The sequence below is a fragment of the Salinicola peritrichatus genome, assembly GCF_003206715.1.
Classification (GTDB): Bacteria; Pseudomonadota; Gammaproteobacteria; order Pseudomonadales; family Halomonadaceae; genus Salinicola; species Salinicola peritrichatus.
Genome location: NZ_PZJU01000033.1, coordinates 1 through 26,979 on the forward strand (window position 1 = coordinate 1; position 26,979 = coordinate 26,979).

Here is a 26,979-nt window from a genome sequence, read left to right on the forward strand (position 1 = left end):
CAAAACACCACACTACGCTTTATCTGAAAAATGCCTGCGCTCGCCCATACAGCGTTAAAAATCGGCTCAAAATGCTCATTTACACCCCGTAAACTCCGCGCTTTCGCCCATTTTTGCCTTGTCTGGCCATCGCTCGTCGATTTTTCAGACGAAGCTTAGCGTGTGATGCGTCGGCGGATAGCGTTCGAATCGCTAGCGATGAAAAAGGCGACTCCGAAGAGTCGCCTTGGGTATTGCCTGGGTGTCTTGCGCGCGGAGCGACGGGCTCAGCCGCGACCGCCCCTGCGCCGCAGCTGTTGCAGCGTACGCAACTGAGCGGTGGCTTCGGCCAGTTCGGCGGCGGCACGGGTGTAGTCGAGCTCTGTCTGCTTCTCGTTGAGTGACTGCAACGCGTGCTGACGTGCCTGCTCGGCTTCCGCCTCATCCAGGTCGCTGGCTCGGGTGGCGGTATCCGCCAGCACCGAGACCACGTCAGGCTGCACTTCGAGGAAGCCGCCGGTGACGTAGTAGAGCTCTTCTTCGCCGCCTTCCTGGATCACGCGCACCGGACCGGGCTTGAGCTCGGTCAGCAGTGGCGCGTGACCGCGCAGGATACCCAGATCGCCGGCCACGCCGGCAGCGATGAGCTGCTCGACGCTGCCCGAGAAGATCTCCTTCTCGGCGCTGACGATGTCACACTGAAATGTGGCCATAGCGATATCTCCCGGGTGTCTGCAGGCTTACTTCATGCTCTTGGCTTTCTCGACGGCTTCGTCGATGGTGCCGACCATGTAGAAGGCCTGTTCCGGCAGATCGTCGTAGTCACCGTTGAGAATACCCTGGAAGCCACGAATAGTTTCCTTGAGCGACACATACTTGCCGGGCGCGCCGGTGAAGACCTCGGCGACGAAGAACGGCTGCGACAGGAAGCGCTGGATCTTACGCGCACGTGCCACCGCCTGCTTGTCTTCGTCGGACAGCTCGTCCATCCCCAGGATGGCGATGATGTCCTTGAGCTCCTTGTAGCGCTGGAGCACGCCCTGCACACCACGAGCGGTATTGTAGTGCTCCTCGCCCACCACCAGCGGATCGAGCTGACGCGAGGTGGAGTCGAGCGGATCGACGGCCGGATAGATACCCAGCTCGGCGATCGAGCGCGACAATGTCACGGTCGAGTCCAGGTGCGCGAAGGTGGTCGCCGGCGACGGGTCGGTGAGGTCGTCCGCGGGCACGTAGACGGCCTGCACGGAGGTGATCGAGCCGGTCTTGGTCGAGGTGATGCGCTCCTGCAGGGCACCCATCTCCTCGGCCAGGGTCGGCTGATAACCCACCGCCGACGGCATGCGGCCAAGCAGTGCCGAAACCTCGGTACCGGCCAGGGTGTAACGGTAGATGTTGTCGACGAACAGCAGTACGTCGCGGCCTTCGTCACGGAACTTCTCGGCGATGGTCAGACCGGTCAGGGCGACGCGCAGGCGGTTGCCCGGTGGCTCGTTCATCTGGCCGTAGACCAGCGCGACCTTGTCGAGAACGTTGGATTCCTGCATCTCGTGATAGAAGTCGTTACCTTCACGAGTACGCTCACCGACACCGGCGAACACCGAGTAACCGCTGTGCTCGGTGGCGATGTTGCGGATCAGCTCCATCATGTTGACGGTCTTGCCGACACCGGCACCGCCGAACAGACCGACCTTACCGCCCTTGGCGAACGGACAGACCAGATCGATGACCTTGATGCCGGTCTCCAGCAGTTCGCTGGAAGCCGCCTGATCGGCGTAGCTCGGCGCCTGGCGGTGGATCGGCATGCGCTCGACGTCGGCACCGAGATCGCCGGCTTCGTCGATCGGCTCGCCGAGCACGTTCATGATCCGGCCCAGGGTCTGGGTACCGACCGGCACCGAGATCGGGGCACCGGTGTTGACCACCTCGATGCCGCGCTGGAGACCTTCACTGGAGCCCATGACGATGGCGCGAACCACGCCATCACCGAGTTGCTGTTGCACTTCGAGAACGGTCTCCTTGCCCGAGACCGTCAGCGCGTCGTAGACCTTGGGGACATCGTCCCGCGGAAACTCTACGTCAACCACCGCGCCGATGATTTGTACGATACGTCCGCTCATAGTGGTTCCTCGTATACCTGCAAATGAAACCTGTACGGCGCTGCCCAAAACTGTCTTCGCTCACCGACTTTTGAACAACGCCTCGCCAAGCCGTACTCGGGATCGCCGCCGCGCGGGCGACGATATCGTCATACCGCCGCGGCACCACCGACGATTTCCGAAATCTCCTGGGTAATGGCCGCCTGACGCGCCTTGTTGTACACCAGTTGAAGATCGTCAATCAGATTGCCGGCGTTGTCGGTCGCGTTCTTCATCGCGATCATGCGCGCGGCCTGCTCACAGGCCGCGTTCTCGACCACGGCCTGATACACCTGGGATTCGACGTAGCGAACCAGCAGGTGATCGAGCAGGGTCTTGGCGTCCGGCTCATACAGGTAGTCCCAATTACCGGGACCGGGTTGTTCTTCCCCTTCGGTGTCGTCGCCGACCGCTTCGAGCGGCAACAACTGACGCACCACGGGTTTCTGGCTCATGGTGTTGACGAATTCGTTGTACACCACGTAAAGCCGATCCAGATTGCCTTCGTCGAAGGCATCGAGCATCACCTTGACGCTACCGACCAGATCCTGGGCTTCCGGCGCATCGCCGAGGCCTTTCTTGGCCGCCAGCAGGTTGCCGCCACGCTTGCGGAAGAAGCCGCCGGCCTTGCTGCCGATAGCGGCGAAGTCGGCGCCGACGCCCTTCTGGTCCCAATCACGGGCATGCTGGACCACGGCCTTGAACAGATTGACGTTCAAGCCGCCGGCCAGTCCCCGATCGCTGGAAACGACGATGTAACCGACGCGCTTGACCTCGCGCTCGACCATGTACTCGTGGCGATATTCCGGATTGGCCTTGGCGACGTGGCCGACCACCCGGCGGATCAGTTTGGCATAGGGCTGGCTGGCCGCCATGCGTTCCTGAGCCCGACGCATCTTCGACGCAGCGACCATTTCCATGGCGCTGGTGATTTTCTGCGTGTTCTTGATGCTCCCGATCTGGGCGCGAATCTCTTTTGCAGCTGCCATCGCGGATCACCTGATTCATGCCGCTCAGCCGGGCGGGGCGGCCCGCTCCCATCATGCGATGGAGCGGGCCGCGCCGCTTACCAGGTCTGAGTGGACTTGAACGACTCGAGACCCGACTTGAGACCTTGCTGGATCTCGTCGTCGTAGCCGCCGCTCTGGTTGATCTTGTCGAGCAGGTCGGCGTGCTCGGACTTCATGTAGTCCTGCAGGGCACGCTCGAAGTCCAGCACCTTGTCGACCGCGACGTCGTCCAGATAGCCCTCGTTGGCGGCGTACAGCGACAGCGCCATCTCGGCCACGGACAACGGCGAATACTGCTTCTGCTTCATCAGTTCGGTGACGCGCTGACCATGCTCGAGCTGCTTGCGGGTCGCCTCGTCGAGATCGGAAGCGAACTGCGAGAACGCCGCCAGCTCGCGATACTGCGCGAGTGCCAGACGCACGCCGCCGCCGAGCTTCTTGATGATCTTGGTCTGCGCCGAACCACCCACGCGCGAGACCGACAGACCGGCGTTGATCGCCGGGCGGATACCGGAGTTGAACAGGCCGGTTTCCAGGAAGATCTGACCGTCGGTGATCGAGATCACGTTGGTCGGCACGAACGCGGAGACGTCGCCACCCTGGGTCTCGATGATCGGCAACGCGGTCAGCGAGCCGGTCTTGCCCTTCACTTCACCGCCCGTGAACTTCTCGACGTATTCGGCGTTGACGCGCGCGGCGCGCTCGAGCAGACGCGAGTGGAGATAGAAGACGTCACCCGGATAGGCTTCACGGCCCGGCGGACGACGCAGCAGCAGCGAGATCTGACGGTAAGCGACGGCCTGCTTGGAGAGGTCGTCGTAGACGATCAGCGCGTCTTCGCCACGATCGCGGAAGTATTCGCCCATGGTGCAGCCGGCATACGGCGCCAGGTACTGCATGGCGGCCGGATCGGCGGCGCCGGCGGCGACCACGATGGTGTGCTCCATGGCGCCGTGCTCTTCGAGCTTGCGCACCACGTTGGCGATGGTCGACTGCTTCTGGCCAATGGCGACGTAGATACAGGTGACGCCCTTGCCCTTCTGGTTGATGATCGCATCGAGCGCCACCGCGGACTTGCCGATCTGACGGTCGCCGATGATCAGCTCACGCTGGCCGCGACCGATCGGCACCATGGCGTCGATCGACTTGAGGCCGGTCTGGATCGGCTGATCGACCGACTGACGCGTGATGACGCCCGGGGCGACCTTTTCGATCGCGTCGGTCATCCGGGTGTCGATATCACCCTTGCCGTCGATCGGGTTGCCCAGCGCATCGACCACGCGGCCGACCAGTTCGGGACCCACCGGCACTTCGAGAATGCGACCGGTACACTGCGCGGTCATGCCCTCTTCGAGCTCGAGATAGTCGCCCAGCACCACGGCACCGACGCTGTCGCGCTCGAGGTTGAGCGCCATGCCGTAGATGCCGCCGGGGAATTCGATCATTTCGCCGAGCATCGCATCGGCCAGGCCGTGGATGCGGACGATGCCGTCAGCGACGCTGACGACGGTGCCCTGGTTACGGGCCTCACTGGCGACATCCAGCTTTTCGATACGCTGTTTGATGATGTCGCTGATCTCGGAAGGATTCAGTTGCTGCATGCCATGTCCCTCGAACTCAAGCGGTGAGCGCTTCGCGCAGGCGCTGCAATCGACCGCGTACCGAACCGTCGATGACGGTGTCGCCGGTACGCAGGATCACGCCGCCTAGCAGTTGGCGATCCACCTGAGTGGTAATGGAGATTTCACGATTCAGACGCTTCTTCAGAGCCTCGGCGAGAACGTTCTGCTGGGCGTCGTCCAGTTCGAAGGCGGAGACGATGGTGACATCAACCCGCTTCTCTTCCTGGGCGCGCAGCGCCTCGAACTCATCAAAGATGTCGGGCAGCGCGGCTAGACGCCCCTTTTCGCCGACGAGACGCAGGAAATTGCCCACGTGCTCGTCGAAGGACGCATCATCGCCGCATACTTCCAGCAACAGCCGCGTCTTGTCATCGGCAGTCAGCCGCGGATTGCTCAGGATGCGCGCTTCGACATCGGCGTCACCGGCCACACGAGCGGCCAGGGACAGACTCTGGGACCACGCTTTTAGCGCCTGCTTATCGCGCGCGAACTCGAACGCCGCCTTGGCGTAGGGTCGAGCGACGGTAGACGATTCAGCCATGGTGCGCCTCCTTAGAGCTCGGCAGCGAGCTTGTCGACGAGTTCACGATGCTTGGACTCGTCGATGGAGGATTCCAGGATGCGCTCGGCGCCGGCCACGGCCAGCAGCGATACCTGGGCACGCAGCTCTTCCTTCGCGCGATTGATCTCCTGATCGATTTCGCTGCGAGCGCCTTCGATGATGCGCTCGCCTTCCGCCCGCGCAGTCTCGCGGGCCTCTTCGACGATCTGACTGGCCCGCTTGTTGGCCTGTTCGAGGATCTGCTGGGCCTGCTCCTTGCTTTCCCGCAGCGTCTCTTCGGCCTTTTCCTGAGCCACTTCGAGATCGCGGGTAGCGCGGCTGGCCGCATCCAGACCGTCGGCGATCTTTTTCTGTCGTTCCTGCAGCGCCTGCATGACCGGCGGCCATACGTACTTCATGCAGAACCAGACGAAGACCGCAAAGGCAATGGCCTGACCAATCAGTGTAAGGTTCAGATTCACGCCAGCACCTCTCGCGTCACAAGTTTGGGGTTGGGGTCACCGGGGCCACGCGGGCCGCAAACGGCGACGTTAACCGACAAACGGGTTGGCGAAGGTGAAGAACAGGGCGATACCCACGCCGATCATGGTCACGGCGTCGAGCAGACCAGCGACGATGAACATCTTGACCTGCAGTTGCGGGATCATTTCCGGCTGGCGCGCGGCGCCTTCCAGGAACTTGCCGCCGAGGATGCCGAAGCCGATGGCGGTACCCAAGGCACCGAGGCCGATCAGCAGAGAAACGGCGATCGCGGTCATGCCCAGAACTTGTGCTTCCATGGTTGTCTCCAGTTTCAGTCGAGTCTTGCAAGGGGTTAGGGGTTAAAGGGAAACGCGTCTCAATGCTGCTCTTCCGTCGCCATACTCAAGTAGACGATGGTGAGCATCATGAAGATGAATGCCTGCAGCGTGATGATCAGGATGTGGAACACCGCCCACGGGAAGTGCAGCGGCAGCTGCCACAGACCGATCATGGCTATCAGGATGAAGATCAATTCACCGGCGTAAAGGTTGCCGAACAGTCGCAACGACAGTGAAACCGGCTTGGCCAACAGGGTGACGGCTTCAAGCAAAAAGTTAATGGGAATCAACAGAATCTGGGCAAATTTGTTGGATGTACTAAACGGATGCAGCGTCAGCTCGGCAATGAACCCCGACACGCCTTTGCTGCGGATGGAGTAAAAAATGATCAGGGCGAAGACCGACAGCGACATGCCGAAAGTCGCGTTGACGTCGGTGGTAGGCACGACCTTGAAGTAGACATGCGCCGGATCGGCGCCAAACCAGGAACCGATTTTCTGGGCCAGCATCGGCAGGAAGTCGACCGGCACCAGGTCCATCAGGTTCATCAGGAAGATCCAGCAGAAGATCGTCAGCGACAACGGCGCGATCAGCCGGCTCTTGCCGTGGAAGGTCTCGCGCACCGAGCCGTCGACGAACTCGACCATCATCTCGACGAAGTTCTGCAGCCCGGTGGGCACGCCGGTGGAAGCGCGCTTGGCCACCAGGCGGAACAGGTACAGGAAGACCACCCCGAGACCGATCGACCACAGCATGGTATCGACATGAATCGCCCAGAATCCCATTTCCTGGGCTTCCTGGGCGGAGTGCGCCAGCGACCAGCCATGCTCCGGATGCAGACCGAAGGTCATGTTCTGCAGGTGGTGCTGAATGTACTCCGTGCTCGTCGGGTTGTTGCCAGCCATGGTTCAGCCTCGAGATTGAATGCGTGACGGGCGGCGCAGGAGCCAGGGCCCCAACCATTGCACCAGCAGCGTCACCACATAAGCGCCAAAGAAGAAAGCGGGGTTTGAGGGAGGCACGGCCACGAAAACCAGCGTGAACAATGCCGCCGTCAAACCGAACTTGCCGGCCTCGGCGTGATAGAAACTCTTGACGATGTGTCGGGCCTGGCCTGCTCCCTGGTAGCGGAAAGCCCGCCAGGCGAAAAAGGCACTGGGCACGGCGGCGACGAGCCCGCCGGTCAGCACGGAAACCGCGGTTCCCTCTCCCAGGACGCCCCAGGCGATCAGGGCCATGCCCATCACGACGCCGCACTGTATCAGGATCAATGCCGCGATCCGCGGTCGGGGAAGCTTGGCCGGTGCCGTTGGTTGCATGGCGTCGGTCTCGCCTGTCGTTGAAACATCGGATCCTGAAAATGTCTTGTTGTGTCTGCGTTCGCCGTCAGCCTGGCAAATCTCGGCGGATTATAGAGAAGCGGTCATGCCGCTTCAACCGAACCTGCACCGATCTGATGCGTCCTGTGGGAAAAACGATCACGAAAAGTGCGTAATTTCCGTTAACACGCTAAATGCTTTTCCCGGTCGACAAACGCTCGCTCGATCCGCTACGTCAGCGAATGTGCCCGAGTATGCCATCCAGCTCGTCGAGACTGGTGTAACGAATGGTGACACGACCCTTGCCGGAAGCGTTGTGGTGGATCTTGACCGGCGCACCGAGCAGATCGGCCAGGCGGTTCTCCAGGCGTCCGACGTCGGCGGGCTGACGCTTGTCGTCACCCTTCTTCTGGCCGCTGGCGAGCTGTTTCGCCAGCGCCTCGGTCTGGCGCACGGTGAGTTCGCGGGCGACCACTTCGTGCGCCGCCTGGCGCTGTTTGGCGGCCGGCAGGCTCAGCAGCGCACGGGCGTGGCCCATGTCGAGATCGCCCCGTTCGAGCAGCGTCTGCACGTGCGGATCCAATGCCAGCAAGCGCAGCAGGTTGGTCACCTGGGCACGTGAACGCCCGACCGCGTCGGCGACCTGCTGCTGGGTCAATTCGAACTCCTCGAGTAGACGCTTGAGCGCCATCGCCTCCTCGACCGGGTTGAGGTTCTCGCGCTGGATGTTCTCGATCAGCGCCAGCGCCAGCGCGACCTCGTCGCTGACTTCGCGCACCACCGCGGGGATGGTCTCGAGCTCGGCCAGTTGCGATGCCCGCCAGCGCCGTTCGCCGGCGATGATCTCGTAGCGCTCTGCGCCAATTTGTCGCACCACGATCGGCTGCATGACGCCCTGGGCACGGATCGAATCGGCCAGTTCCTCCAGCGCTTCAGGCTGGATGTCGCGTCGTGGCTGGTACTTGCCGCGTGTCAGCTGGCGCAGCGGCAGGTGCTCGAGCCGCTCGCCGCCGCCGCCGGAAGTCGGCGGCGCCTGTGCCGGCGTGGGCGACTCGTCAGCGGCGGCATGGGTTTCCTGCGACAAACTGTCGCGGCGACGGGCACTGGAACCGATCAGGGCATCGAGACCGCGTCCTAGGGGGCGTTTGCGCGTCGTCATGGTGTGTTCCTCGCAGCGAACATCCGGGCAGTGCGCAACGCAGTGATGCGCTCGCGCGAGCATTTAAGCAGTATTTTGTTCACAGTCCCAGGCGGCGAATCAGTTCCTTGGCCAGTACGCGGTGCGCCTGGCTGCCGCGCGACAGGCGCGCGTACTTGGTCACCGGAACACCGTGACTGGGCGCCTCGGCTACCCGGACATTGCGCGGAATGGTGGTCTTGAGCAGCGCATCGCCGAAGTACTGGCCGAGTTGCTTGCTGACGTCCCGGGTCAGACTGTTACGGGGATCGAACATGGTGCGCACGATACCGAAGATCTCGAGCGAGGGGTTTACGCTCTCCTGAATCTGCTCGACGGTATCGAGCAGTGCCGACAGTCCCTCGAGGGCGTAGAACTCGCACTGGACCGGAATCAGCACGCCGTGCGCGGCGGTCAACGCATTGACGGTGAGCATGTTGAGTGATGGCGGGCAGTCGATGATCACCACGTCGTAGTCTTCGGCGACGCTCTCGATGGCCGTCTGCAACACCCGCTCGCGGCCGTCGCGATCGAGCAGATCGACCTCGGCAGCGGTCAGGTCGCCGTTACCCGGCAACAGCGCGTAGCCGGCCACGGCGCAGTCGACGATCACCTCGGCGGCGCTCTTGTCGCCGAGCAGCACGTCGAGCACGCTGCCGTCGAGATCGTGCTTGTCGACGCCGCTGCCCATGGTCGCGTGGCCTTGCGGGTCCAGATCGATCAACAGTACACGGCGATCCAGCGCCGCGAGGCAAGCCGCGAGATTGACCGCCGTGGTGGTCTTGCCGACGCCACCCTTCTGGTTGGTCAAGGCGATGATTCTGGTCACTGGCGACTCCCTTCGTCGAGACTTGGCCGCGGAGACCGTCGGTCGCTCCGCCGATGCCGATCAGTGGTCACGGCCCTGGATTTCGTCCTCCAGGCCACGACCATTGCGCACTCACTGCCGAACCGGCGCTTCAACCCGCCGCGCGCGCCAGCTTGAGCAGCTGGCGCTCGGCCGTGTCCAGGCCGGGTACCGTCAAGGCGTAACGCTGACTGACGACGACACCCGCCGGCAAGGCCTCGCGCTCGCGCTCGTCCAGAGCGCCCTTCATCGCCAGCCATTCGCCGCCAGCGGCCAGCAACGGCTCGGTGAGGGTGACGAAATCGTCCAGCGCGGCGAAGGCCCGCGAGATGATCTGATCGAACGTGCCGGCGAAGGCTTCCACCCGTACCTGCTGGCAGCGCACGTTGTCGAGCCCGAGTTCCATCACCGCCTGGCGCTGAAAACGGACCTTCTTGCCGTTGCTGTCGAGCAGCGTGACCTCGAGTTCAGGATCGAGGATCGCCAGTACCAGCCCCGGAAAGCCGGGACCCGAGCCCACGTCCAGCAGGGTCGGCCCGTGCACCGCGAACGCCACGCTGGCGCTGTCGAGCAGATGACGCGCGACCATCGCCTCGGGCGAGCGCACAGCGGTGAGGTTATAGGCGCGATTCCACTTGTGCAACAGCCCGAGCAGCGCCAGCAGGCGATCGCGCCGGGCGCTATCGATCGCGATGCCGAGCGCCGCCAACCCATCATCGAGTATCCGTTCACACGCCGGCGTCATGCGCTCAGTGCCTGGCTATCGTCGATCAGACGGCGTTTCTTGAGGTGGATCAGCAGGATCGACACCGCCGCCGGGGTAACGCCGGAGATACGGCCAGCCTGGCCCAGCGTCTGCGGCCGGGCCTGTGCGAGCTTCTGGCGGATCTCGTGGGACAGCCCCTCGACCTTGGCGTAGTCGAGGCTCTCCGGCAGCGGCGTCGCCTCATGCCGGCGCAGGCGTTCGATCTCGTCCTGCTGGCGTGCGATGTAACCCTGATACTTGGCCTCGATCTGCACCTGCTCGGCCACCGCTTCGTCGTCCACCGCCTCGCCCTTGAGCGAGGCCACGTCGGCGTAGACCAGTTCCGGACGCTTGAGCAGGTCCATCAGGTTGTATTCCCGCGCCAGCGGCTGGCCAAGCTTGGTGGCCAGGCGCTCGGCCGCCGGCGTGCCGGGATGGATCCAGCTCGAGCGCAGCCGCGCGCGCTCGCGTTCGATCTTGTCGCGCTTGGCTGCGAAGGCGGACCAGCGCTGGTCGTCGACCAGTCCCAGTTCACGCCCGGTTTCGGTCAGGCGCAGGTCGGCATTGTCCTCACGCAGCAACAGCCGGTACTCGGCCCGCGAGGTGAACATGCGGTAGGGCTCCTGCGTGCCCATGCTGATCAGGTCGTCCACCAAGACGCCGAGATAAGCCTCATCGCGTCGCGGCCACCAGGGCTGTTCGCCGCGTGCACGGCGCGCGGCGTTGATGCCCGCCAGCAAGCCCTGGGCACCGGCTTCCTCGTAGCCGGTGGTGCCGTTGATCTGGCCGGCGAAGAACAGGTTGTGGATAAATTTCGTCTCCAGCGAGTGCTTGAGATCCCGCGGATCGAAGAAATCGTACTCGATGGCGTAACCGGGCCGCGTGATGTGCGCGTTCTCCAGCCCGCTGATCGAGCGCACCACCTGCAGCTGAACGTCGAACGGCAGCGAGGTCGAGATACCGTTGGGGTAGAGCTCGTGGGTATCGAGGCCTTCGGGCTCGATGAATACCTGGTGGCTCGACTTGTCGGCGAAGCGGTGAACCTTGTCCTCGATCGACGGGCAATAGCGCGGGCCGACGCCCTCGATCACCCCGGAGTACATCGGAGAACGATCGAGATTGGCGAAGATGATCTCGTGGGTGCGCTCGTTGGTATGCGCGATGTGGCACTCGACCTGGCGCGGGTGCTGCTCGCGACTGCCCAGATAGGACATCACCGGCAATGGCGTGTCGCCCGGCTGCGGCTCGAGCTTGGCGAAATCGACGCTCTTGGCGTCCAGCCGCGGTGGCGTGCCGGTCTTCAACCGATCGACCCGGAATGGCAGGGCGCGCAGGCGCTGCGCCAGGGCGTTGGCCGGCGGATCGCCGGCGCGGCCACCGGCATGGTTGTCCAGGCCGATGTGGATAACGCCACCCAGGAAGGTACCGGTGCACAGCACCACGGTATCGGCCATGAAACGGATACCGGTCTGGGTCTTGACGCCGACGACGGTGTCGTTCTCCACGATCAGATCGTCGACCGCCTGCTGGAACAGCGTGAGATTGGGCTGGTTCTCCAGCATTCCGCGAATTGCTGCCTTGTAGCGCACGCGGTCCGCCTGGGCACGGGTGGCCCGCACCGCTGGCCCCTTGCGCGAATTGAGCACACGAAACTGGATGCCGGCCAGATCGGTGGCGTGGGCCATGGCGCCGCCAAGCGCATCGATCTCCTTGACCAGATGGCTCTTGCCGATGCCACCGATGGCAGGGTTGCAGGACATTTGACCCAGGGTCTCGATGTTGTGCGTCAGCAGTAGCGTGCACGCACCGCTACGGGCCGCGGCCAGCGCGGCTTCGGTACCGGCATGGCCACCGCCGATGACGATGACCTGAAAACGCTCGGGGTACTCCACGTTTCACCTCGTTGGGTGCTCTGCATGGCACCCGACAGTGAATGAATTCTGGAAAAAGCCGCCCAGTATAAACCTCCTGTGGGTAACCGTCAGGGGTTTTCCACACCCGTTTTCCAGCCGCCTGTCAGTCATCAGTTTCATTATTAAAAAAGAAAAATATATAGAAGAAGTTCTGTTGTGATAGTGACTACTGGTGTGGACACTTTCTGTGGATAAACAACTTTTCGGTTTATTTTCCAATGACTTATATTGTTATTGAATGGTTTGAAAAACCCTGAGGAGGCTGCTGACAGCCAGCTTCGTTCCTGTGGACGAAATCCCTTTTTATACACACGCCACGACGCGCACCGGTTTTCCACCGCTGCATACGCTAGCTGTCACCGCAGCGCTCAACAACCCGTTGATCGTGCGGCAACGCAGTGTTCACGGGGGGTATGGCCGAATTGGCGGAAAAACTATCCACAGCCGAAAAAAACGGCCTTGGATAACCGGAGGGAAGCGGAATCACGCTCGATGGCCACGGCGACAGCGCCATGGTTGTCGCGATGGCAAGGCGGAACGCCGAGGCTGGCCGGCGTTCCCGGTGGGATCAATGTTTGAGAACGCGGGAGAGAAAGGATTGGGTGCGTTCGTGGCGCGGATGGTCGAACAGTTGGTTCGGCGGGCCCTGTTCGATGATCTGGCCACCATGCACGAACACCACGCGGTCGGCGACCTCGCGGGCAAAGCCCATCTCGTGGGTGACGATCATCATCGTCATGCCGTCTTTGGCCAGCTCGCGCATGGCATCGAGCACTTCGCCGATCATCTCCGGATCGAGCGCCGACGTCGGCTCGTCGAACAGCATCAGCCGCGGTTCCATGGCCAGTGCGCGGGCCAGTGCCACGCGTTGCTGCTGACCGCCGGAGAGCTGGCTGGGATACTTGTCGGCCTGGTCGGCGATACCCACTCGTTGAAGCAGTCGCTCGGCGGTGGCGTTGGCCTGCTGTCGCGACCAGCCGCGCACCTTGCGTGGTGCCAGGGTGACGTTGTCGCGAATCGACAGGTGCGGAAACAGGTTGAACTGCTGGAACACCATGCCGACTTCGGTACGTACGGCCCGCAGCGACTGGCCGCTGGCACCATTGGGCAACAGTGTCTTGCCATCCACCTCGATTCGGCCGGACTGGAACGGTTCGAGACCGTTGACGCAGCGGATCAGGGTCGACTTGCCCGAACCGCTGGCGCCGATGATCACGACGACCTCACCGGGGACGACCGAGAGATCGATGTCCTGCATCACGTGCAGATCGCCGAAGTGCTTATTGACCCTGTCGAGACGCACGATCGGCTGGCGATCGTCGTCGGGTGACAGCGTGGTTGCGGTGTTGTCGTTCATCCCACCAGCCCCTTGCGTTCGAGCAGACTCAGAGCCATCGACAGGCTCAACGTGATCACCAGATAGAGCAGGGCGATCATGAAATAGACCTCCAGCGCGGTGAAGGTATTGGCGATGTAGACCTGGCCCTGACGCACCAGCTCGCCGACGCCGATCACCGAAAACAGCGAGGTGTCCTTGATGCTGACGATGCCTTGGTTGCCGAGCGCCGGGATCATCCGTCGCAGCGCCTGCGGCCAGACGATGTATTGAAATGTCTGGGTGGAGGAGAGACCCAGCGACAGTCCGGCTTCCCGCTGGCCACGCTCGATCGACTGGACACCGCCGCGCACGATCTCGGAGATGTAGGCGCCGGCGTTGAGTGCGATGGCGGCGATACCGGCGGTCAAGGCGTTGATCGGCCCGCCGAGCACGGTCGGCAGGCCATAGAAGATGAACAGCACCTGCACCAGCACCGGGGTACCGCGAAAGACTTCGATATAGAACACGGCGGGTAGTCGCAGCCAGCGGGACGGGGCGATCCGCATCAGGCCGAAAACGAGGCCGATGACGAAACCGATGGCAAGGCCGCCGAAAGAGATGAGCAGGGTGTAGGGCAGACCCTTGAGCAGATAGGGCAAGGAGGCGATGGCCGCCTGCCAGTCGAACTGGAAATTCAATTCCACGAATAGTCTCCGTTGGTCACGGGACGCCAGCGTCGCCATCGATGAGCGACACTGCCAAAGACGCGGGGCCGGAGCGACACGCTCCGGCCCCGATCAGGCGCGGTGGTTCATTCGGCATCCGGCGTCTCGCCGAACCACTTCTTGTGGATCTCGTCGTAGGTACCGTCTTCGCGCATCGCCTCGAGTGCCTCGTTGGCGGGTTCGACCCAGTCGCTGCCCTTGGCGAAGGCGATACCGTATTGCTGGCCTTCGTAGAGTGGGCCGACGGTCTTGACCCGGCCCTGACCGCGGGTCTGGGCGAAGTAGCCGACGTTGGGGGCATCGTAGAACACGGCGTCGACGTTGCCGCCCATCAGTGCCATGTACATGTCGGAACTGCCCGGATAAGGCGTGATCTCGGCGTCGTCGCCGAGTTCCTGCTGCAGGTAGTCGTAGCTGGTCGAGCCGATCTTGGTGCCGATGCGCTTGCCGGCGAGATCGTCGAGCGTTTCGACATCGCTGTCGTCGGCCACCAGGATCCGTAGCCCCGAGTCGTAATAGGGATCGCTGAAATCGACGATCTGCTGACGCTCGTCGGTAATGGTGATACCGGCGATGGCCAGATCGACGTTGCCGGTCTGCACGGCGGGAATGATGCCGTTGAAATCCATGGTATCGAGATCGATGTCGAAACCGGCGCGGTCGGCGATCTCGTGGAGGATGTCCATGTCGAAACCGACCATCTCGCCGCTGTCCTGATCCATCATCTCGAACGGTACGAAACTGGGGTCGGTAACGGCCTTCAGGGTGGTGTCCTGTGCGTGGGCCAGAGTGGAGGCGCCGAGCGACAGCGCCAGAGCGGGAACGGCCAGCCAGTGGCCAAGAGTGATGTTGTTTTTCATGCTTTCCTCAAGTCTTTGATTGAAAGAAACAATCACTGACTACCTTGAGGAAGAACGTAACGAAAGGTCAAGTCGACCAAGGATTCACACGGCCACGCGGCGTATCGTCTGAAAAGGCCCCGGGCCGCGGCCCGGACCGGGATCAGATCGCAAACGAGGCGCCACAGCCGCAGGTGGATTGCGCGTTGGGGTTCTTGATCACGAAACGCGCGCCGGCCAGACCCTCTTCGAAATCCACGGTCGAACCGACCAGATATTGGTAGGAGAGCGCATCCACCACCAGGCTGACCCCGTCATTGTCGATCACGGTGTCGTCGTCGGCGGTCTGGTCGGCCAGGTCGAAGCCGTACTGGAATCCCGAACAACCGCCGCCGGTGACGTAGACACGCAGCTTGAGCGCCGGGTTGTTCTCTTCGGCGATCAACGCCTTGACCCGCTTGGCAGCGGCGTCGGTGAAGAACATCGGGGTCGGAGCGAAAGACTCCACTGTACTCATCATCACGCTCCCGTGTGTGCCGGCCGCGGGTTCGCGCGACCGGTCTGTCGATAGTCACTGCATGCGGTTCAACCGCATCGGATGGCATCCATTATCGTTAATACCCAGTAAAAGGGTCAACTTTATCGCCGTCACCGAGGAATGCCGTTGGGTGTATGATGTGATTCCCGTTAAACGCTCGCACGGAGTCTCGTTCGAATTCGGTGAACGGACACGCAAAGACGAGCGACTCGAATCGGGCAAGGAGAAGGGTTTGCCACGCGTGCCGCGGTTCGTCCTGCGACGTCCCAGTCTCGAACGTTTTCGACGCCAGCTGGCTAGCGTCGATGCCATGCCGCAACTCTGCCTGCTGGGTATCTTTGCCGGCATTCTGACCGGTAGCGTGATGGTGGTGTTTCGATTGCTGTTGCAGTTCGGTGCATTCTTTTTCATGCCGGGAGACAGCCCGGAGGCGTTCGAGACACTGCCGCCCATGACCCGGGCGCTGCTGCCACTGATTGCGGTGACCCTGATCGGCGTATGGCTGTGGCCGCAGCCGAATCGCGCGCTCAAGATGGGGATCGGTCATGTCATCGAGCGTCTCGCCTATCATCAGGGCAAGATGCCGCTACGTAACTGGATCAACCAGTGGTGGGTCGGTGTGATCTCGGTGATCGGCGGTCTCTCCGCGGGCCGTGAAGGCCCGGCGATCCACCTCGGCTCGGCCGCCTCCAGCTGGATCGGCACGCGCCTGCGCCTGCCTCACAACAGTCTGCGCGTATTGGTCGCCTGCGGCACGGCGGCCGGTATCTCCGCCTCGTTCAACACCCCGATCGCCGGCGTCATCTTCGCCATGGAAGTGGTGATGATGGAGTACACCATCGCCGGCTTCATGCCGGTGATTCTGGCATCCACCATGGGCGCGCTGGTGTCGTGGGCGGTATACGGCGCCGAGCCGGCATTCAGCGTGCCGCCGTTGCAGCTCAATTCGTTGCTCGATCTGCCGTGGATCGTGTTGACGGCGCTGGTGGTCGGCGTACTGGCCGGCGTGTTCGTGCGCCTCACTCGGGGCCATCCCGCTCTCGCGAAGATTCCGTTCGCGCTGCGTCTGGCCATTATCGGCGGGCTGACCGGGGCCGTGGCCTGGTGGTATCCCCAGGTTCAGGGAATCGGCTACGACAGCCTGGCGCAGATGCTCAATGGTCCGATGGCGCTGGACGTGCTGCTGGTGCTGGCGGTGGTCAAGCTGGCGCTGACCGCGATCTGTCTGGTCGGAGGGGTGCCGGTCGGTGTCATCGGTCCGCTGCTGGTCTCCGGCGCGGCGGCCGGCGGAGTCCTGGGCATCATCGGTGGCACGCTGATGCCGAGCGTGGTGACCACGCCGGCACTCTACGCGGTGCTGGGCATGGCGGCGATGATGGCTGCTGCCTTGCAGGCGCCGCTGGCGGCATTGCTGGCGCTACTCGAACTGACCCGCAACGCCTCGATCATGCTGCCGGGGATGCTGGCGGTGGTGGTGGCGGTGCTGACCGCGAGGCAGCTGTGCCGCTGTCACGGCTTCTTTATCTCCACGCTCAATCAGCAAGGGCTGCATCCGCTGCAACAGCCTTTGATGCAGGCGCTTTCGAGGGTCGCGGTGCCGGCCGTGATGGAGCGTAACCTGGCGCGCACGCCGCGAGTGATCGATCACGAACGGGCCAAGGCGCTGCTCGACTCGAAACCGACCTGGCTGGTCATCACCCAGGACGACAAGAGCAAGCCGCCGCTGGCAATGAAGGCGGCCCATCTGGCGCGGGCACTTCACGACGAGGCGTGGCTGGCCGAACATCCCCGGATCGATCTCGAGGAAGTGCCCGGGCAGCGCCTCGATCTGGCCCCGGTGCATCTGGAAGCGACGCTATCGGAGGCCTACGACACGCTCAACGAATCCGGCGTCGATGCGCTCTATGTCGAGCACACCACGGCACCGATGATTCGCAAGATTTCCGGTATCATCACTCGCGAGGCGATCGAGAACTACTATCGGCGCAAGCGTTGAGAAGCCCCGGTGGCGATATCCGCCTCTCCGGGCCGACGCCATTGACGTGATGAATAGCGCGATCGACAGCGATCGATAGAGAGGAGAGCACGTATGCAGCGAACGACCGGCTACCTCGATACGCGATCGAACGATGTCACGGGTGATGGAGGAGTCAGCGCATGATTCGCTACGACGACAAACCCGTGGTTCTGGTATTGGCCGGCCACGATCCCAGTGGCGGGGCCGGGCTGGTGGCGGATGCCGAAGCCGTCCGCGGTTGCGGCGGCTGGCCGGTGACGATCGCGACGGCGATGACCGTGCAGTCGACCCGTGACGTGATCGGCGTCGAGCCCTGCCATGGCGATTTCATCCGCCGCGCCGCCCGGGCGCTGTTCGAGGATTTTCCTATTGCCGCGATCAAGGTCGGGCTGATTCCGAACGCCGAAGTGCTCGAGGCGATCATCGACGTGGCGCGCATGCGTCCCGGTATCCCGCTGATCGTCGATCCGGTGATCAAGAGCGGTGGCGGAACCGAGTTATCCACACCCGGTCTGATCGCAACCATCCGGCAGCGTCTGCTACCGCTTGTGGATATCCTGACGCCAAACCGGCGGGAGCTGGGGCTGCTCACCTCCATGTCTGACGCCGACGAGGTGGCGCAAGTGGTCGAGGTGATGTCGCTGGGGTGTGCCGCCGTACTGGTCACCGGCACCGATCCGCTCGAGGGCGAGGTGGTCAACGGCGATGTCGTGCATACCCTGCACACGCCCGAGCTCAACCGCCAGTGGCAATGGCCCCGGTTGCCGGCCAACTATCATGGCTCCGGCTGCACGCTGGCCTCGGCGCTGGCCGCGCGTCTCGCCGCCGGCGAGGGGTTGGCGGCCGCCTGTGCCCAGGCCCAGCGTTTTACCTGGGATACGCTCGATCACGGCCTGGCGCTGGGGCGCGGCCAGTACCTGCCGGATCGGGTCTGGCGCGCGCCAGACTTCGATGCCACGCTGGAGTGATGATGCCAGAACACACCACGACCCATGATCTGCGCGGACTTTACGCGATAACCGACAGCCATCTGCTGCCGGACGACGAGCGCTTGCTGAGTGCCTGCGAGAGCGCGCTGGAAACCGGCATTGCGCTGTTGCAATATCGCGACAAGTCCGACGACGCGGCCCGTCACTGGCGGCAGAGCGACGCCCTGGCGGGCTTGTGCGAACGCTTTGGGGTGCCGTTGATCGTCAACGATGACCTCGAGTTGGCGCAACGACTGCAACAGCGCTGGGGAGCGGTCATCGGCCTGCACCTGGGACAGCAGGACACGGCGCTGGCCACGGCCAGACAGCGTCTCGGCGAGCGCGCCATCATCGGTGCCACTTGCCACGACTCGCTGACGATGGCCGGGCGCGCCGCCGATGCCGGCGCCAGTTATCTTGCCTTCGGGCGTTTCTTTGCCTCGCGCACCAAGCCGGAAGCCGCGCCGGCGCCGCTATCGATCCTCGAAGCCGCCGGGCGTTTCGGCCTGCCACGGGTCGCCATCGGTGGCATCGATGCCTCGACTGCCGCCCTGGCGCGGAAAGCCGGGGCCGAAATGCTGGCGGTCGTGCACGCGATCTTCGGCATGCCGGACATTGCCCGCGCGGTGCGCGAACTCAACGCACGGATCGCTGAAACCCCGCTTCCGAATCACGCAACCGACAGCTGCTAGAGAGAACGTCATGACGACATCCGCCGAACTTTTCGAACGCGCCTGCCGCCACATCCCCGGCGGCGTCAATTCGCCCGTACGGGCCTTCAAGGGCATGACGCGGCCACCGGTGTTCGTCGAACGCGCCCAGGGTGCGTATCTGTTCGATGTCGAGGGCAAACGCTACATCGATTACGTCGGCTCCTGGGGCCCGATGATTACCGGACATGCCGATCCCGACGTGCTGTCGGCGGTCCGCGAGCGGCTCGACAGCGGCCTCTCCTTCGGTACGCCGACGGCGATCGAGACCACCATGGCCGACCTGATCTGCGAGATCATGCCGTCGATCGACATGGTGCGCATGGTCAACTCCGGTACCGAGGCGACGATGTCGGCGATCCGTCTGGCGCGGGGTTATACCGGCCGCGACAAGATCGTCAAATTCGAGGGCAACTACCACGGCCACTCCGACTCGCTGCTGGTCAAGGCAGGCTCCGGCGCGCTGACCCATGGCGAACCGAGTTCTCCCGGCGTGCCCGCTGCGCTGGCCGAACACACCATCACGCTGGCCTACAACGATATCGAAGCGGTCCATGAATGCTTCGAGGAGTTGGGGGAACGGATCGCCGGGATCATCGTCGAGCCGGTGGCCGGCAACATGAACTGCATTCCGCCGCTACCCGGTTTTCTCGAGGCGCTGCGCGAGGTCTGCGACAGCTTCGGGGCCGTGCTGATCTTCGACGAGGTGATGACCGGTTTTCGTGTCGCCCTCGGTGGCGCTCAGGCGCACTACGGCATCACCCCGGATCTGACCTGCCTGGGCAAGATCGTCGGCGGCGGCATGCCGGTGGGGGCGTTCGGCGGCAAGCGCGAGATCATGCAGCAGATCTCGCCCCTGGGGCCGGTCTACCAGGCGGGCACGCTGTCGGGCAATCCGCTGGCGATGGCGGCCGGCATCACGCTGCTCGAGAAGGTGCGCCAGCCCGGTTTCCATGCCGCGCTCGCCACGCGGGTCGAGACGCTGTGCGAAGGCCTGGAGACACGCGCCCGGGACGCCGGCGTGGAATTGATCACGCAGCGTGCCGGTGGCATGTTCGGGTTATTCTTCACCGCACAGCAGCGGGTCGACAATTACGCCCAGACCATGGCCTGCGACGCTCAGGCGTTCCGCGACTTCTTCTCGCATATGCTCGAGACCGGCGTCTATCTGGCGCCGTCCGCCTTCGAGGCCGGGTTCATGTCGAGTGCCCACACACACGACGACATCCAGACCACTTTGATGGCCAGCGAGCGTGCATTCGCCGCCATGCGTCAATGATTCGATTACAACACTATCAGTACAACGCCATCGACAGGGAGACGCGGCATGAGCCGAACGCTGATACAGGCGCTCAAGGAGAGTGATTGCTTCGATCACCCGGTCGGCGCCGTCGAAGTGTTCGAGACCCCGATATCCTGGGTGGTGCTGACGGGCGACTACGCCTACAAGATCAAGAAGGCGTTGGACTATGGCAGCTTTCTCGACTTCTCCACTCTCGACAAGCGGCGTCGGTTATGCGAACAGGAAGTCGTGCTCAACCGCCGTGTCGCCCCCGCGCTCTATCTCGGTTGCGTGGCGATCTCGGGCAGCGAGGAGGCACCCCGGGTCAACGATGACAGCGCGCCGATCGAGTACGCGGTCAAGATGCGCCAGTTCAGCAGCCGACATCTGCTCAGCTCGCTGCAGGCCAGCGGCCAGCTCTCGGTGGAACTGCTCGACGACCTGATCGATCAGTTGGTGGCCCTGCACGAGTCCGCGCCGCAGGTCAGCGGAGACGATCCGCTGGGCTCACCGGCACGTATTCGCGAGATGCTGGTCGGCGAGTTCGAGGCCATCGAGCCACTGCTGGAGTCCGCCGAGGATCTCGAAGAGCTCGCCTGCGTGAAAACGCTGACGCTCGAAAGTTTCGCCCGGCTCGAACCGATTATCGAGTCGCGCTGGAGGGGCGGCTTCATTCGTGAAAGCCATGGCGATATCCATCTGGGAAACGCGGTCCGTTTCGAGGGACGCGCGATCCTCTTCAACGGCATCGAATTCAACGACAGCCTGCGTTGGTGCGACGTCGCCTGCGAGCTGGCGTTTCTGATCATGGATCTCGAGGCGCGCGGCGAACGCGAATTCGCCCACTACGCGCTCAATCGCTACCTGGAATTGTCCGGTGACTATCAGGCGGTGCGGCTGCTCAATTTCTACAAACGCTACCGAGCGCTGTTGCGCGCCCGCATCGAACTGGTCAGGGATCACGACGCCGGTCGTATCGACGACCTGCCCGAGGGCGAGCCGATCGAGGTGTTTCGGCGCTATCTGGGCATGGCGCGCGAGTACAGCGAGTTCCGTTTCCCCTATCTGATTCTCGCTGTCGGCGTTTCCGGCAGCGGCAAGAGCCGCTTCACCGAGGAGATCGTGCGGCGTCTCGGTGGCGTTCGAATCCGTTCCGACGTCGAGCGCAAGCGACTCTTCGACTTCACCTCGGCCCCAGCCGATGCCGAGGAAGTCTACAGTGAAGCCGCCACCGACCAGACCTACCGTCGTCTCGCGGCGATTACCGGCACCGTGCTCGAAGCGGGTTTACCCGCCTGCATCGACGCAACCTGCCTGCTGCGCGAGCAGCGCAAGCGGCTGCGTTTCGAAGCCGAAAAACGCGGACTGCCGGTATTGATGGTCAGCTTCGAGGCCGACCAGTCCACGCTGCGGGCGCGCATCGTCAGGCGGGCCCGACGTAGCGGCGAATCCTCGGAGACGAGTCTGTCGATTCTGGAGCGGCAACTCGAGCGTTTCGAAACGTTTGCCGAAGACGAAGCCAGGTACCTGGTACATCTCGACACTACCGCGCCGGATGCCAACCTGACGCTGGCATCGTTGATTCAGGAACGCATGCGCTTGAACTGAACACCGTAAGAGCAGAGCTTTTCCTTTACCGACTGGCAAGAATCGCCGTTCGACGCGATATCGAGGAGATGAATCGCGTCGAACGGCGGTTATCCATGGAGGATAGGTATCGCTATGGAGGGTTCTTTCCTTTCGACCCGAGGTGTCGTCAGCGTCTCCCATTGGCATAGCGTGAAGCCATGACAGGGATCGTCCCCAGATTCTGTCGCGCCCAGTTGGTGGCCTGGATCCGGTTATGCACGTTGATCTTGCGGAACAGGTTATAGAGATGTGACTTGACGGTATGTTCGCTGACGAACAGCTTCTCGGCGATCTCGGTATTGCTGGCGCCGGATACCAGCAGCGTGACGATTTCCAGTTCCCGACGAGTCAATCCGCACACCGGTCGATAGGTATTGACCTGTTGACGACGATAAAAATCGATCAACATGGCGGACAGCGGCCGTGAAATCCAAAGTTCGCCGTCCAGGAGTTTGACGATCCCCTTGCAGATCAGCTCCAGGTTGTCCTGGCGGTAAAAAACGCCTCGCAGATGGATGCCGATCAAGAGTTCCATGACCTGTTTGTTATCACGCACATTGAAAGCCGACAAGATGATGGATTTGTTCTCTTCGGCTCGCGTATTCCATGTCAATAGATCCTTTTCGTGAACGTGATCTCCATCCAGGAGTACCAGGACTCGGCATCCCTCGGTGACGAGAAAGCGCTCCTGCGGGTTGAGCGCCGAGACTCGGCAACCCGTTTTTTGATGGATGTAGTCAAGGAATAGAACGGATTGGGAATTGCAGTCCGTTACCAGCACGATGTCAGTATTTTCGATGTTCATGGTCTGATCCCTTCGTCGGGTTTTAATTGGTCTTTTACATTTTTTCGTTGTGGTCCTTGGCTGAGGGGCCGACGGCCAACCGGTGAAAACCGGACCTCAATAGTGTTAATAAAACCTGTGAGTTGTAAATATACTGCATTTAGGTTTTCGAACTGTGACATAAAAATGGGGTTTAAGCCGTTTTTAATCCTTTAAAAAAATCTTTACAAACAGTAACTTGAAATGATTCCTAGATTTCCGGTTTAGAAAACAATGTTCTTCTCTCAGAAAAAACACTCTTACCAATCGGTCAGAAAATGAGGGGAACCATGCTCATCGATGAACTTTTTCATCCTGTTTGCATGGGGCACGCACGGATTTCTTAGCAAAGCCGCCGCTATACCCGTTTTCTCACGCCCCGTAGAATGTAGGCTTTTGGCAGGAAGATGCTCATGACCACGTATACCGAAGATCTGGTCGTCGCCAGCGGCAATCCTGGCAAACTGGCCGAGTTCCAACAGCTCCTTGGTCCCTTGGGCTTCCGTCTCCAGCCGCAGTCGGCGTTCGGCGTGACCGATGTGGAGGAGACGGGGCTGACATTCGTCGAGAATGCCATTCTCAAGGCGCGTGCCGCCGCTCATGCCAGCGGATTGCCCGCACTGGCGGATGATTCCGGCTTGGCTGTCGATGCCTTGGCTGGCGCCCCGGGCATCTATTCGGCCCGCTATGCCGGCGAGCCGAAAAGCGGCGAATCCGAAGACAAGGCCAGCAAAGACAAAGCCAACAATGACAAGCTGCTCGAAGCGCTTCGGGAAGTCCCCGAGGGAGAACGCAGCGCACGCTACTGGTGTGTGCTGGTCTACCTGCGTCACGCCGCCGATCCCGTACCCTTGATCGTACAGCGTGACTGGGCCGGCGAAATCCTCGCTTATCCCCGCGGCGAAGGGGGCTTTGGCTACGATCCGCTGTTCTGGATACCCGAATGTGGCATGAGCGCTGCCGAGTTGAGTCGCGAAGAGAAGAATCGTTTGAGTCATCGCGGGCGTGCGCTGCAGGCGCTGATGGAGCAGTTGAGGGCATGATGGCTTTGCCGCCGCTGGCGCTCTACATCCACGTACCCTGGTGCGTGCGCAAGTGTCCCTACTGCGATTTCAATTCGCATGCCGTCGGGCGCGGTGCCGAACTCCCCGAAACCGCCTACGTCGATGCCTTGTTGAGCGATCTCGACGGAGATCTGGCCGGCGTTCAGGGGCGGCAGATCGTCAGTGTCTTCATCGGCGGCGGCACGCCGAGTCTGCTTTCCGCCGAGGCGTATCGGCGCCTTTTCGTCGGTTTGCGTGAACGCTTGACCTTCGCCGGCGATATCGAGATCACGCTCGAGGCCAATCCGGGCACGCTGGAGCAGATGCGTTTCGAGGCTTATCGCGAGGCCGGCATCAATCGGCTTTCGATAGGCGTACAGAGCTTCCATCAGGGGCAGCTCGAAGCACTCGGCCGAATTCACACCGGTGACGAGGCGATCCGGGCGATGCGGCGGGCCCGCGAGGCGGGGTTCGACAACGTCAATCTCGATCTCATGCATGGATTGCCCGGCCAGGACGTGGCCCTGGCACTCGACGACATCGAGCAGGCGCTGGCTCTGGCGCCGACGCATCTCTCCTGGTATCAACTGACGCTCGAACCCAATACCGAGTTCTTCTCCCATCCGCCGTCATTGCCGGACGAGGAGCGACTATGGGATATACAGGACGCCGGTCATGCGTTGATCGAGTCCGCCGGGTTCGAACGCTACGAGATATCCGCCTATGCATGCCCGGGGCGTCGCGCCCGGCACAACCTCAATTACTGGCGCTTCGGCGATTATCTCGGCATCGGTGCCGGCGCTCACGGCAAGCTGAGCTGGATCGGGGCGACGGGCGAATGGCGGATCGAACGCCGCTGGAAGACGCGTCAGCCCGAGGCCTACCTGCGCCGGAAGAACGATCCGCGTGGTTTCGTCGCCGGTGCCAGGGAGATCGACAGCGAAGCGCTGCCACTGGAGTTCTTGATGAACGCCCTGCGGCTGGTGGACGGCGTCGAGGCCGAGGATTGGCAAAACCATACCGGTCGCGCGTTGTCTGACCTCACGCCGCGTTTGGAGGCGGCGCGACAAAAAGGATTGTTGGCGCAAACGCCATCCCGTCTGCGGGCGACCCCGCAAGGATTGTTATTCTTGAACGATCTGCTGGCACTGTTCGATGAGGCGTGACGGCGTCGAGTCGTACGCCAGCTGTCATGGATTCGTCGCGGCGACTCGCGGCGACGACGGTAAGCAAGGAGCCGAAGTGTGGAAAGCGTGAAAGGTAGGCAAAAGAGGTTCTGGTTGGCCGTTCCGGTGGCGATTGCTGTCGGTATCACGGGCTGCGCCTCCTCCGGTACGGATAATCAGCAGCAAGGCAGTAACAATACCAAGACCTGGAGCGGCGCCGGGATCGGTGCGGTGGCCGGCGCTATCGCGGGTGCGCTGAGCGGGGATGGCGGCAGCAGTACCCGTGACCGCGCATTGATCGGTGCGGCGGCGGGGGCCGCCATCGGCGGTGGCGTGGGCGCCTATATGGATTCCCAGGAGAAGGAGCTGCGCGAGCGTCTCAACGGGACCGGGATCGGCGTCGAGCGTAACGGCAACGACCTGATCCTCAACATGCCGAGCAGCATCACCTTCGATGTCGATTCCAGCGATCTGCAGACGCCGGCGCGCCAGGCGCTCAACGATGTCAATGCCGTGCTGCGGGCCTACCCGGAGACGCGCATCACCGTGGCCGGTTACACCGACAGCACCGGTTCCGAGAGCTACAATCAGACGCTCTCCGAGCGGCGCGCCCAGTCGGTGGCCACCTATCTCGAGCAGGGCGGTATCGAATCCGGGCGTATCAACGCGGTCGGCTATGGCGAGAGCCGTCCGGTGGCGAGCAACGACACCGATGCCGGCCGGGCGCAGAACCGCCGGGTCGAGATCACGCTGACACCGACCCAACAGTCGTAAGAGAGACGCTTCGCCGAGTCCGGGCGCGGCCTCCAGGTCGCGCCCTTTTCGCTTCAGGTAACGCCATGCTCGCCTATCAACACGCCTATCATGCCGGCAACTTTGCCGACGTCCACAAGCACCTGGGCCTGTTTCGGCTCGTCCAGGCCCTCGAACGCAAGGCCTCGGCGATCAGTTTCGTCGATACCCACGCCGGCCGCGGAATCTATCCGCTAGCGGCGACGGAAACCCAGAAGCTCGGCGAGTACCGCCAGGGTGTCGAACGGGTGTGGCAGTGCCGTCGCCGTTTCGAGGCCTCATCGCCGCTGGGCGACTGGGTACAGCGCCTGGCCACGCTGCAGAACGGCGCCGAGCTCGGCTGCTATCCAGGTTCCCCCTGGTGGCTGGGCGAGGCGCTGCGGCCGCAGGATCGCCTGACGCTATTCGAGTTGCATCCCGGCGAGCATCGATTCCTGGCCGAGCAGCGCCTGGCGGGTCGTGCGGGCATCTACCGCCGGCAGGCCGATGGCCTCGCGGGACTGCGCAAGCTGGTGCCGGTCTCCACGCCGCGATTGTGTGTGCTGATCGATCCCAGCTACGAGCGCAAGGCAGAGTACGACGAAGTCGTCGAGACCCTGTGCCAGGTCATGCGCAAGGTGCGTCATGCCGTCGTGCTGGTGTGGTATCCGCTGCTCCCGGCTGGACGCCATCAGACGATGCTGGCCAATCTCCGTGCGGCCGGGATTCCCAAGCTATGGCGCAGCGAACTCACGCTGCGCGAGCCGGCTGCCGAACGCGGTATGTACGGCAGCGGCCTGCTGCTGCTCAACCCGCCATGGCAGCTCGACCAGGAACTGGACCAGGCCTTCGGCGAGCTGGCACCGATGCTGGCCGAAGGCGCCTCGCACCGCAGCGAATGGTGGGTGGGGGAGAACCACTAGCTGTAAGCCATAAGCTGGAAGATCGGCACTTCGTGCCTGGAAGATAAAAGATGGGAAGAAATAAGAGAAAAGAGAGCGCTGCTTGCCACCTTGGCGAGTAGCGCTCATTATTCTT

General features: G+C 62.6%; 27 protein-coding genes. 9 read left to right on the forward strand and 18 right to left on the reverse strand.

Annotation, left to right across the window (positions count from 1 at the left end):
• Positions 1-266: 266 nt before the first annotated feature.
• The 17 genes from DOM57_RS13285 to erpA all read right to left on the reverse strand — a co-directional run bounded on the left by DOM57_RS13285 (position 267) and on the right by erpA (position 15,511).
• Positions 267-692, reverse strand: a complete 426-nt coding sequence (locus DOM57_RS13285; RefSeq protein ID WP_110649685.1) for a F0F1 ATP synthase subunit epsilon — start codon at positions 690-692, stop codon at positions 267-269.
• Positions 693-719: 27 nt separating this feature from the next.
• Positions 720-2,099 carry a F0F1 ATP synthase subunit beta gene (atpD, locus tag DOM57_RS13290; protein ID WP_110649686.1) on the reverse strand — a complete coding sequence of 460 codons (1,380 nt, stop codon included), beginning with the start codon at positions 2,097-2,099 and terminating at the stop codon, positions 720-722.
• Positions 2,100-2,227: 128 nt separating this feature from the next.
• On the reverse strand, positions 2,228-3,106 hold the full coding sequence (gene atpG / locus DOM57_RS13295; protein WP_110649687.1) for a F0F1 ATP synthase subunit gamma: 879 nt from the start codon (positions 3,104-3,106) through the stop codon (positions 2,228-2,230).
• A gap of 77 nt (positions 3,107-3,183) precedes the next feature.
• Positions 3,184-4,728 (reverse strand): F0F1 ATP synthase subunit alpha, encoded by a 1,545-nt coding sequence (gene atpA, locus DOM57_RS13300; RefSeq protein ID WP_110649688.1) that lies wholly within the window; start codon positions 4,726-4,728, stop codon positions 3,184-3,186.
• Positions 4,729-4,744: 16 nt separating this feature from the next.
• On the reverse strand, positions 4,745-5,290 hold the full coding sequence (locus DOM57_RS13305; protein ID WP_110649689.1) for a F0F1 ATP synthase subunit delta: 546 nt from the start codon (positions 5,288-5,290) through the stop codon (positions 4,745-4,747).
• Between the two features lie 11 nt (positions 5,291-5,301).
• Positions 5,302-5,772 (reverse strand): F0F1 ATP synthase subunit B, encoded by a 471-nt coding sequence (locus DOM57_RS13310; RefSeq protein ID WP_110649690.1) that lies wholly within the window; start codon positions 5,770-5,772, stop codon positions 5,302-5,304.
• A gap of 69 nt (positions 5,773-5,841) precedes the next feature.
• On the reverse strand, positions 5,842-6,090 hold the full coding sequence (gene atpE / locus DOM57_RS13315) for a F0F1 ATP synthase subunit C (protein WP_011508579.1): 249 nt from the start codon (positions 6,088-6,090) through the stop codon (positions 5,842-5,844).
• 59 nt (positions 6,091-6,149) lie between these two features.
• Positions 6,150-7,016 carry a F0F1 ATP synthase subunit A gene (atpB, locus tag DOM57_RS13320; protein ID WP_110649691.1) on the reverse strand — a complete coding sequence of 289 codons (867 nt, stop codon included), beginning with the start codon at positions 7,014-7,016 and terminating at the stop codon, positions 6,150-6,152.
• Positions 7,017-7,019: 3 nt separating this feature from the next.
• Entirely contained in the window at positions 7,020-7,430 is a 411-nt protein-coding gene (locus tag DOM57_RS13325) for an ATP synthase subunit I (protein ID WP_110649692.1), read from the reverse strand.
• A gap of 235 nt (positions 7,431-7,665) precedes the next feature.
• Entirely contained in the window at positions 7,666-8,589 is a 924-nt protein-coding gene (locus tag DOM57_RS13330; protein WP_110649693.1) for a ParB/RepB/Spo0J family partition protein, read from the reverse strand.
• Positions 8,590-8,668: 79 nt separating this feature from the next.
• Positions 8,669-9,436 carry a ParA family protein gene (locus DOM57_RS13335; RefSeq protein ID WP_110649694.1) on the reverse strand — a complete coding sequence of 256 codons (768 nt, stop codon included), beginning with the start codon at positions 9,434-9,436 and terminating at the stop codon, positions 8,669-8,671.
• 130 nt (positions 9,437-9,566) lie between these two features.
• Positions 9,567-10,199: a 16S rRNA (guanine(527)-N(7))-methyltransferase RsmG gene (gene rsmG, locus DOM57_RS13340; protein ID WP_110649695.1), complete on the reverse strand. Its 633-nt coding sequence runs from the start codon at positions 10,197-10,199 to the stop codon at positions 9,567-9,569.
• Positions 10,196-12,091 (reverse strand): tRNA uridine-5-carboxymethylaminomethyl(34) synthesis enzyme MnmG, encoded by a 1,896-nt coding sequence (gene mnmG, locus DOM57_RS13345; RefSeq protein ID WP_110649696.1) that lies wholly within the window; start codon positions 12,089-12,091, stop codon positions 10,196-10,198. Before mnmG ends, rsmG begins: the two co-directional genes overlap by 4 nt.
• 589 nt (positions 12,092-12,680) lie before the next feature.
• A complete protein-coding gene (locus DOM57_RS13350) occupies positions 12,681-13,469 on the reverse strand; it encodes an amino acid ABC transporter ATP-binding protein (RefSeq protein ID WP_110649697.1) in 789 nt (262 codons plus the stop codon).
• Positions 13,466-14,134 carry an amino acid ABC transporter permease gene (locus tag DOM57_RS13355; protein WP_110649698.1) on the reverse strand — a complete coding sequence of 223 codons (669 nt, stop codon included), beginning with the start codon at positions 14,132-14,134 and terminating at the stop codon, positions 13,466-13,468. The genes DOM57_RS13350 and DOM57_RS13355 overlap by 4 nt, the downstream gene beginning before the upstream one ends.
• A 107-nt stretch (positions 14,135-14,241) precedes the next feature.
• Positions 14,242-15,015: a transporter substrate-binding domain-containing protein gene (locus DOM57_RS13360; protein WP_110649699.1), complete on the reverse strand. Its 774-nt coding sequence runs from the start codon at positions 15,013-15,015 to the stop codon at positions 14,242-14,244.
• Between the two features lie 142 nt (positions 15,016-15,157).
• Positions 15,158-15,511 carry an iron-sulfur cluster insertion protein ErpA gene (erpA, locus tag DOM57_RS13365; RefSeq protein WP_110649700.1) on the reverse strand — a complete coding sequence of 118 codons (354 nt, stop codon included), beginning with the start codon at positions 15,509-15,511 and terminating at the stop codon, positions 15,158-15,160.
• A 262-nt stretch (positions 15,512-15,773) separates the two neighbouring features.
• On the opposite strand from erpA, the gene DOM57_RS13370 reads away from it, so the two are divergent.
• The 5 genes from DOM57_RS13370 (at position 15,774) to DOM57_RS13390 (ending at position 22,117) form a co-directional block, all read left to right on the forward strand.
• Positions 15,774-17,528 (forward strand): chloride channel protein, encoded by a 1,755-nt coding sequence (locus tag DOM57_RS13370; protein ID WP_239496223.1) that lies wholly within the window; start codon positions 15,774-15,776, stop codon positions 17,526-17,528.
• Positions 17,529-17,692: 164 nt separating this feature from the next.
• Positions 17,693-18,517 carry a bifunctional hydroxymethylpyrimidine kinase/phosphomethylpyrimidine kinase gene (thiD, locus tag DOM57_RS13375; protein WP_420820232.1) on the forward strand — a complete coding sequence of 275 codons (825 nt, stop codon included), beginning with the start codon at positions 17,693-17,695 and terminating at the stop codon, positions 18,515-18,517.
• A gap of 2 nt (positions 18,518-18,519) precedes the next feature.
• Positions 18,520-19,209, forward strand: a complete 690-nt coding sequence (gene thiE / locus DOM57_RS13380; RefSeq protein WP_110649702.1) for a thiamine phosphate synthase — start codon at positions 18,520-18,522, stop codon at positions 19,207-19,209.
• A gap of 10 nt (positions 19,210-19,219) precedes the next feature.
• A complete protein-coding gene (gene hemL, locus DOM57_RS13385) occupies positions 19,220-20,506 on the forward strand; it encodes a glutamate-1-semialdehyde 2,1-aminomutase (RefSeq protein WP_110649703.1) in 1,287 nt (428 codons plus the stop codon).
• 48 nt (positions 20,507-20,554) lie between these two features.
• Positions 20,555-22,117, forward strand: coding sequence for a bifunctional aminoglycoside phosphotransferase/ATP-binding protein (locus DOM57_RS13390; RefSeq protein WP_110649704.1), 1,563 nt, complete (start codon positions 20,555-20,557; stop codon positions 22,115-22,117).
• Between the two features lie 148 nt (positions 22,118-22,265).
• Here the strand turns inward: DOM57_RS13390 and DOM57_RS13395 are convergent, their stop codons facing one another.
• Positions 22,266-22,943, reverse strand: a complete 678-nt coding sequence (locus DOM57_RS13395; protein ID WP_110649705.1) for a LuxR C-terminal-related transcriptional regulator — start codon at positions 22,941-22,943, stop codon at positions 22,266-22,268.
• Between the two features lie 431 nt (positions 22,944-23,374).
• Between DOM57_RS13395 and rdgB the strand changes: the two genes are divergently transcribed.
• From rdgB to DOM57_RS13415, 4 genes are all read left to right on the forward strand, one after another.
• Entirely contained in the window at positions 23,375-24,004 is a 630-nt protein-coding gene (gene rdgB / locus DOM57_RS13400) for an RdgB/HAM1 family non-canonical purine NTP pyrophosphatase (protein ID WP_110649717.1), read from the forward strand.
• The gene (gene hemW, locus DOM57_RS13405) at positions 24,001-25,170 is read left to right on the forward strand and encodes a radical SAM family heme chaperone HemW (RefSeq protein ID WP_420820231.1); all 1,170 of its coding nucleotides are present in this window, start codon (positions 24,001-24,003) and stop codon (positions 25,168-25,170) included. Before rdgB ends, hemW begins: the two co-directional genes overlap by 4 nt.
• Before the next feature lie 114 nt (positions 25,171-25,284).
• Positions 25,285-25,944 carry a YiaD family glycine zipper/OmpA-like lipoprotein gene (locus DOM57_RS22570; protein WP_110649707.1) on the forward strand — a complete coding sequence of 220 codons (660 nt, stop codon included), beginning with the start codon at positions 25,285-25,287 and terminating at the stop codon, positions 25,942-25,944.
• A 65-nt stretch (positions 25,945-26,009) separates the two neighbouring features.
• Positions 26,010-26,864 carry a 23S rRNA (adenine(2030)-N(6))-methyltransferase RlmJ gene (locus DOM57_RS13415; protein ID WP_110649708.1) on the forward strand — a complete coding sequence of 285 codons (855 nt, stop codon included), beginning with the start codon at positions 26,010-26,012 and terminating at the stop codon, positions 26,862-26,864.
• Positions 26,865-26,979: the final 115 nt, after the last annotated feature.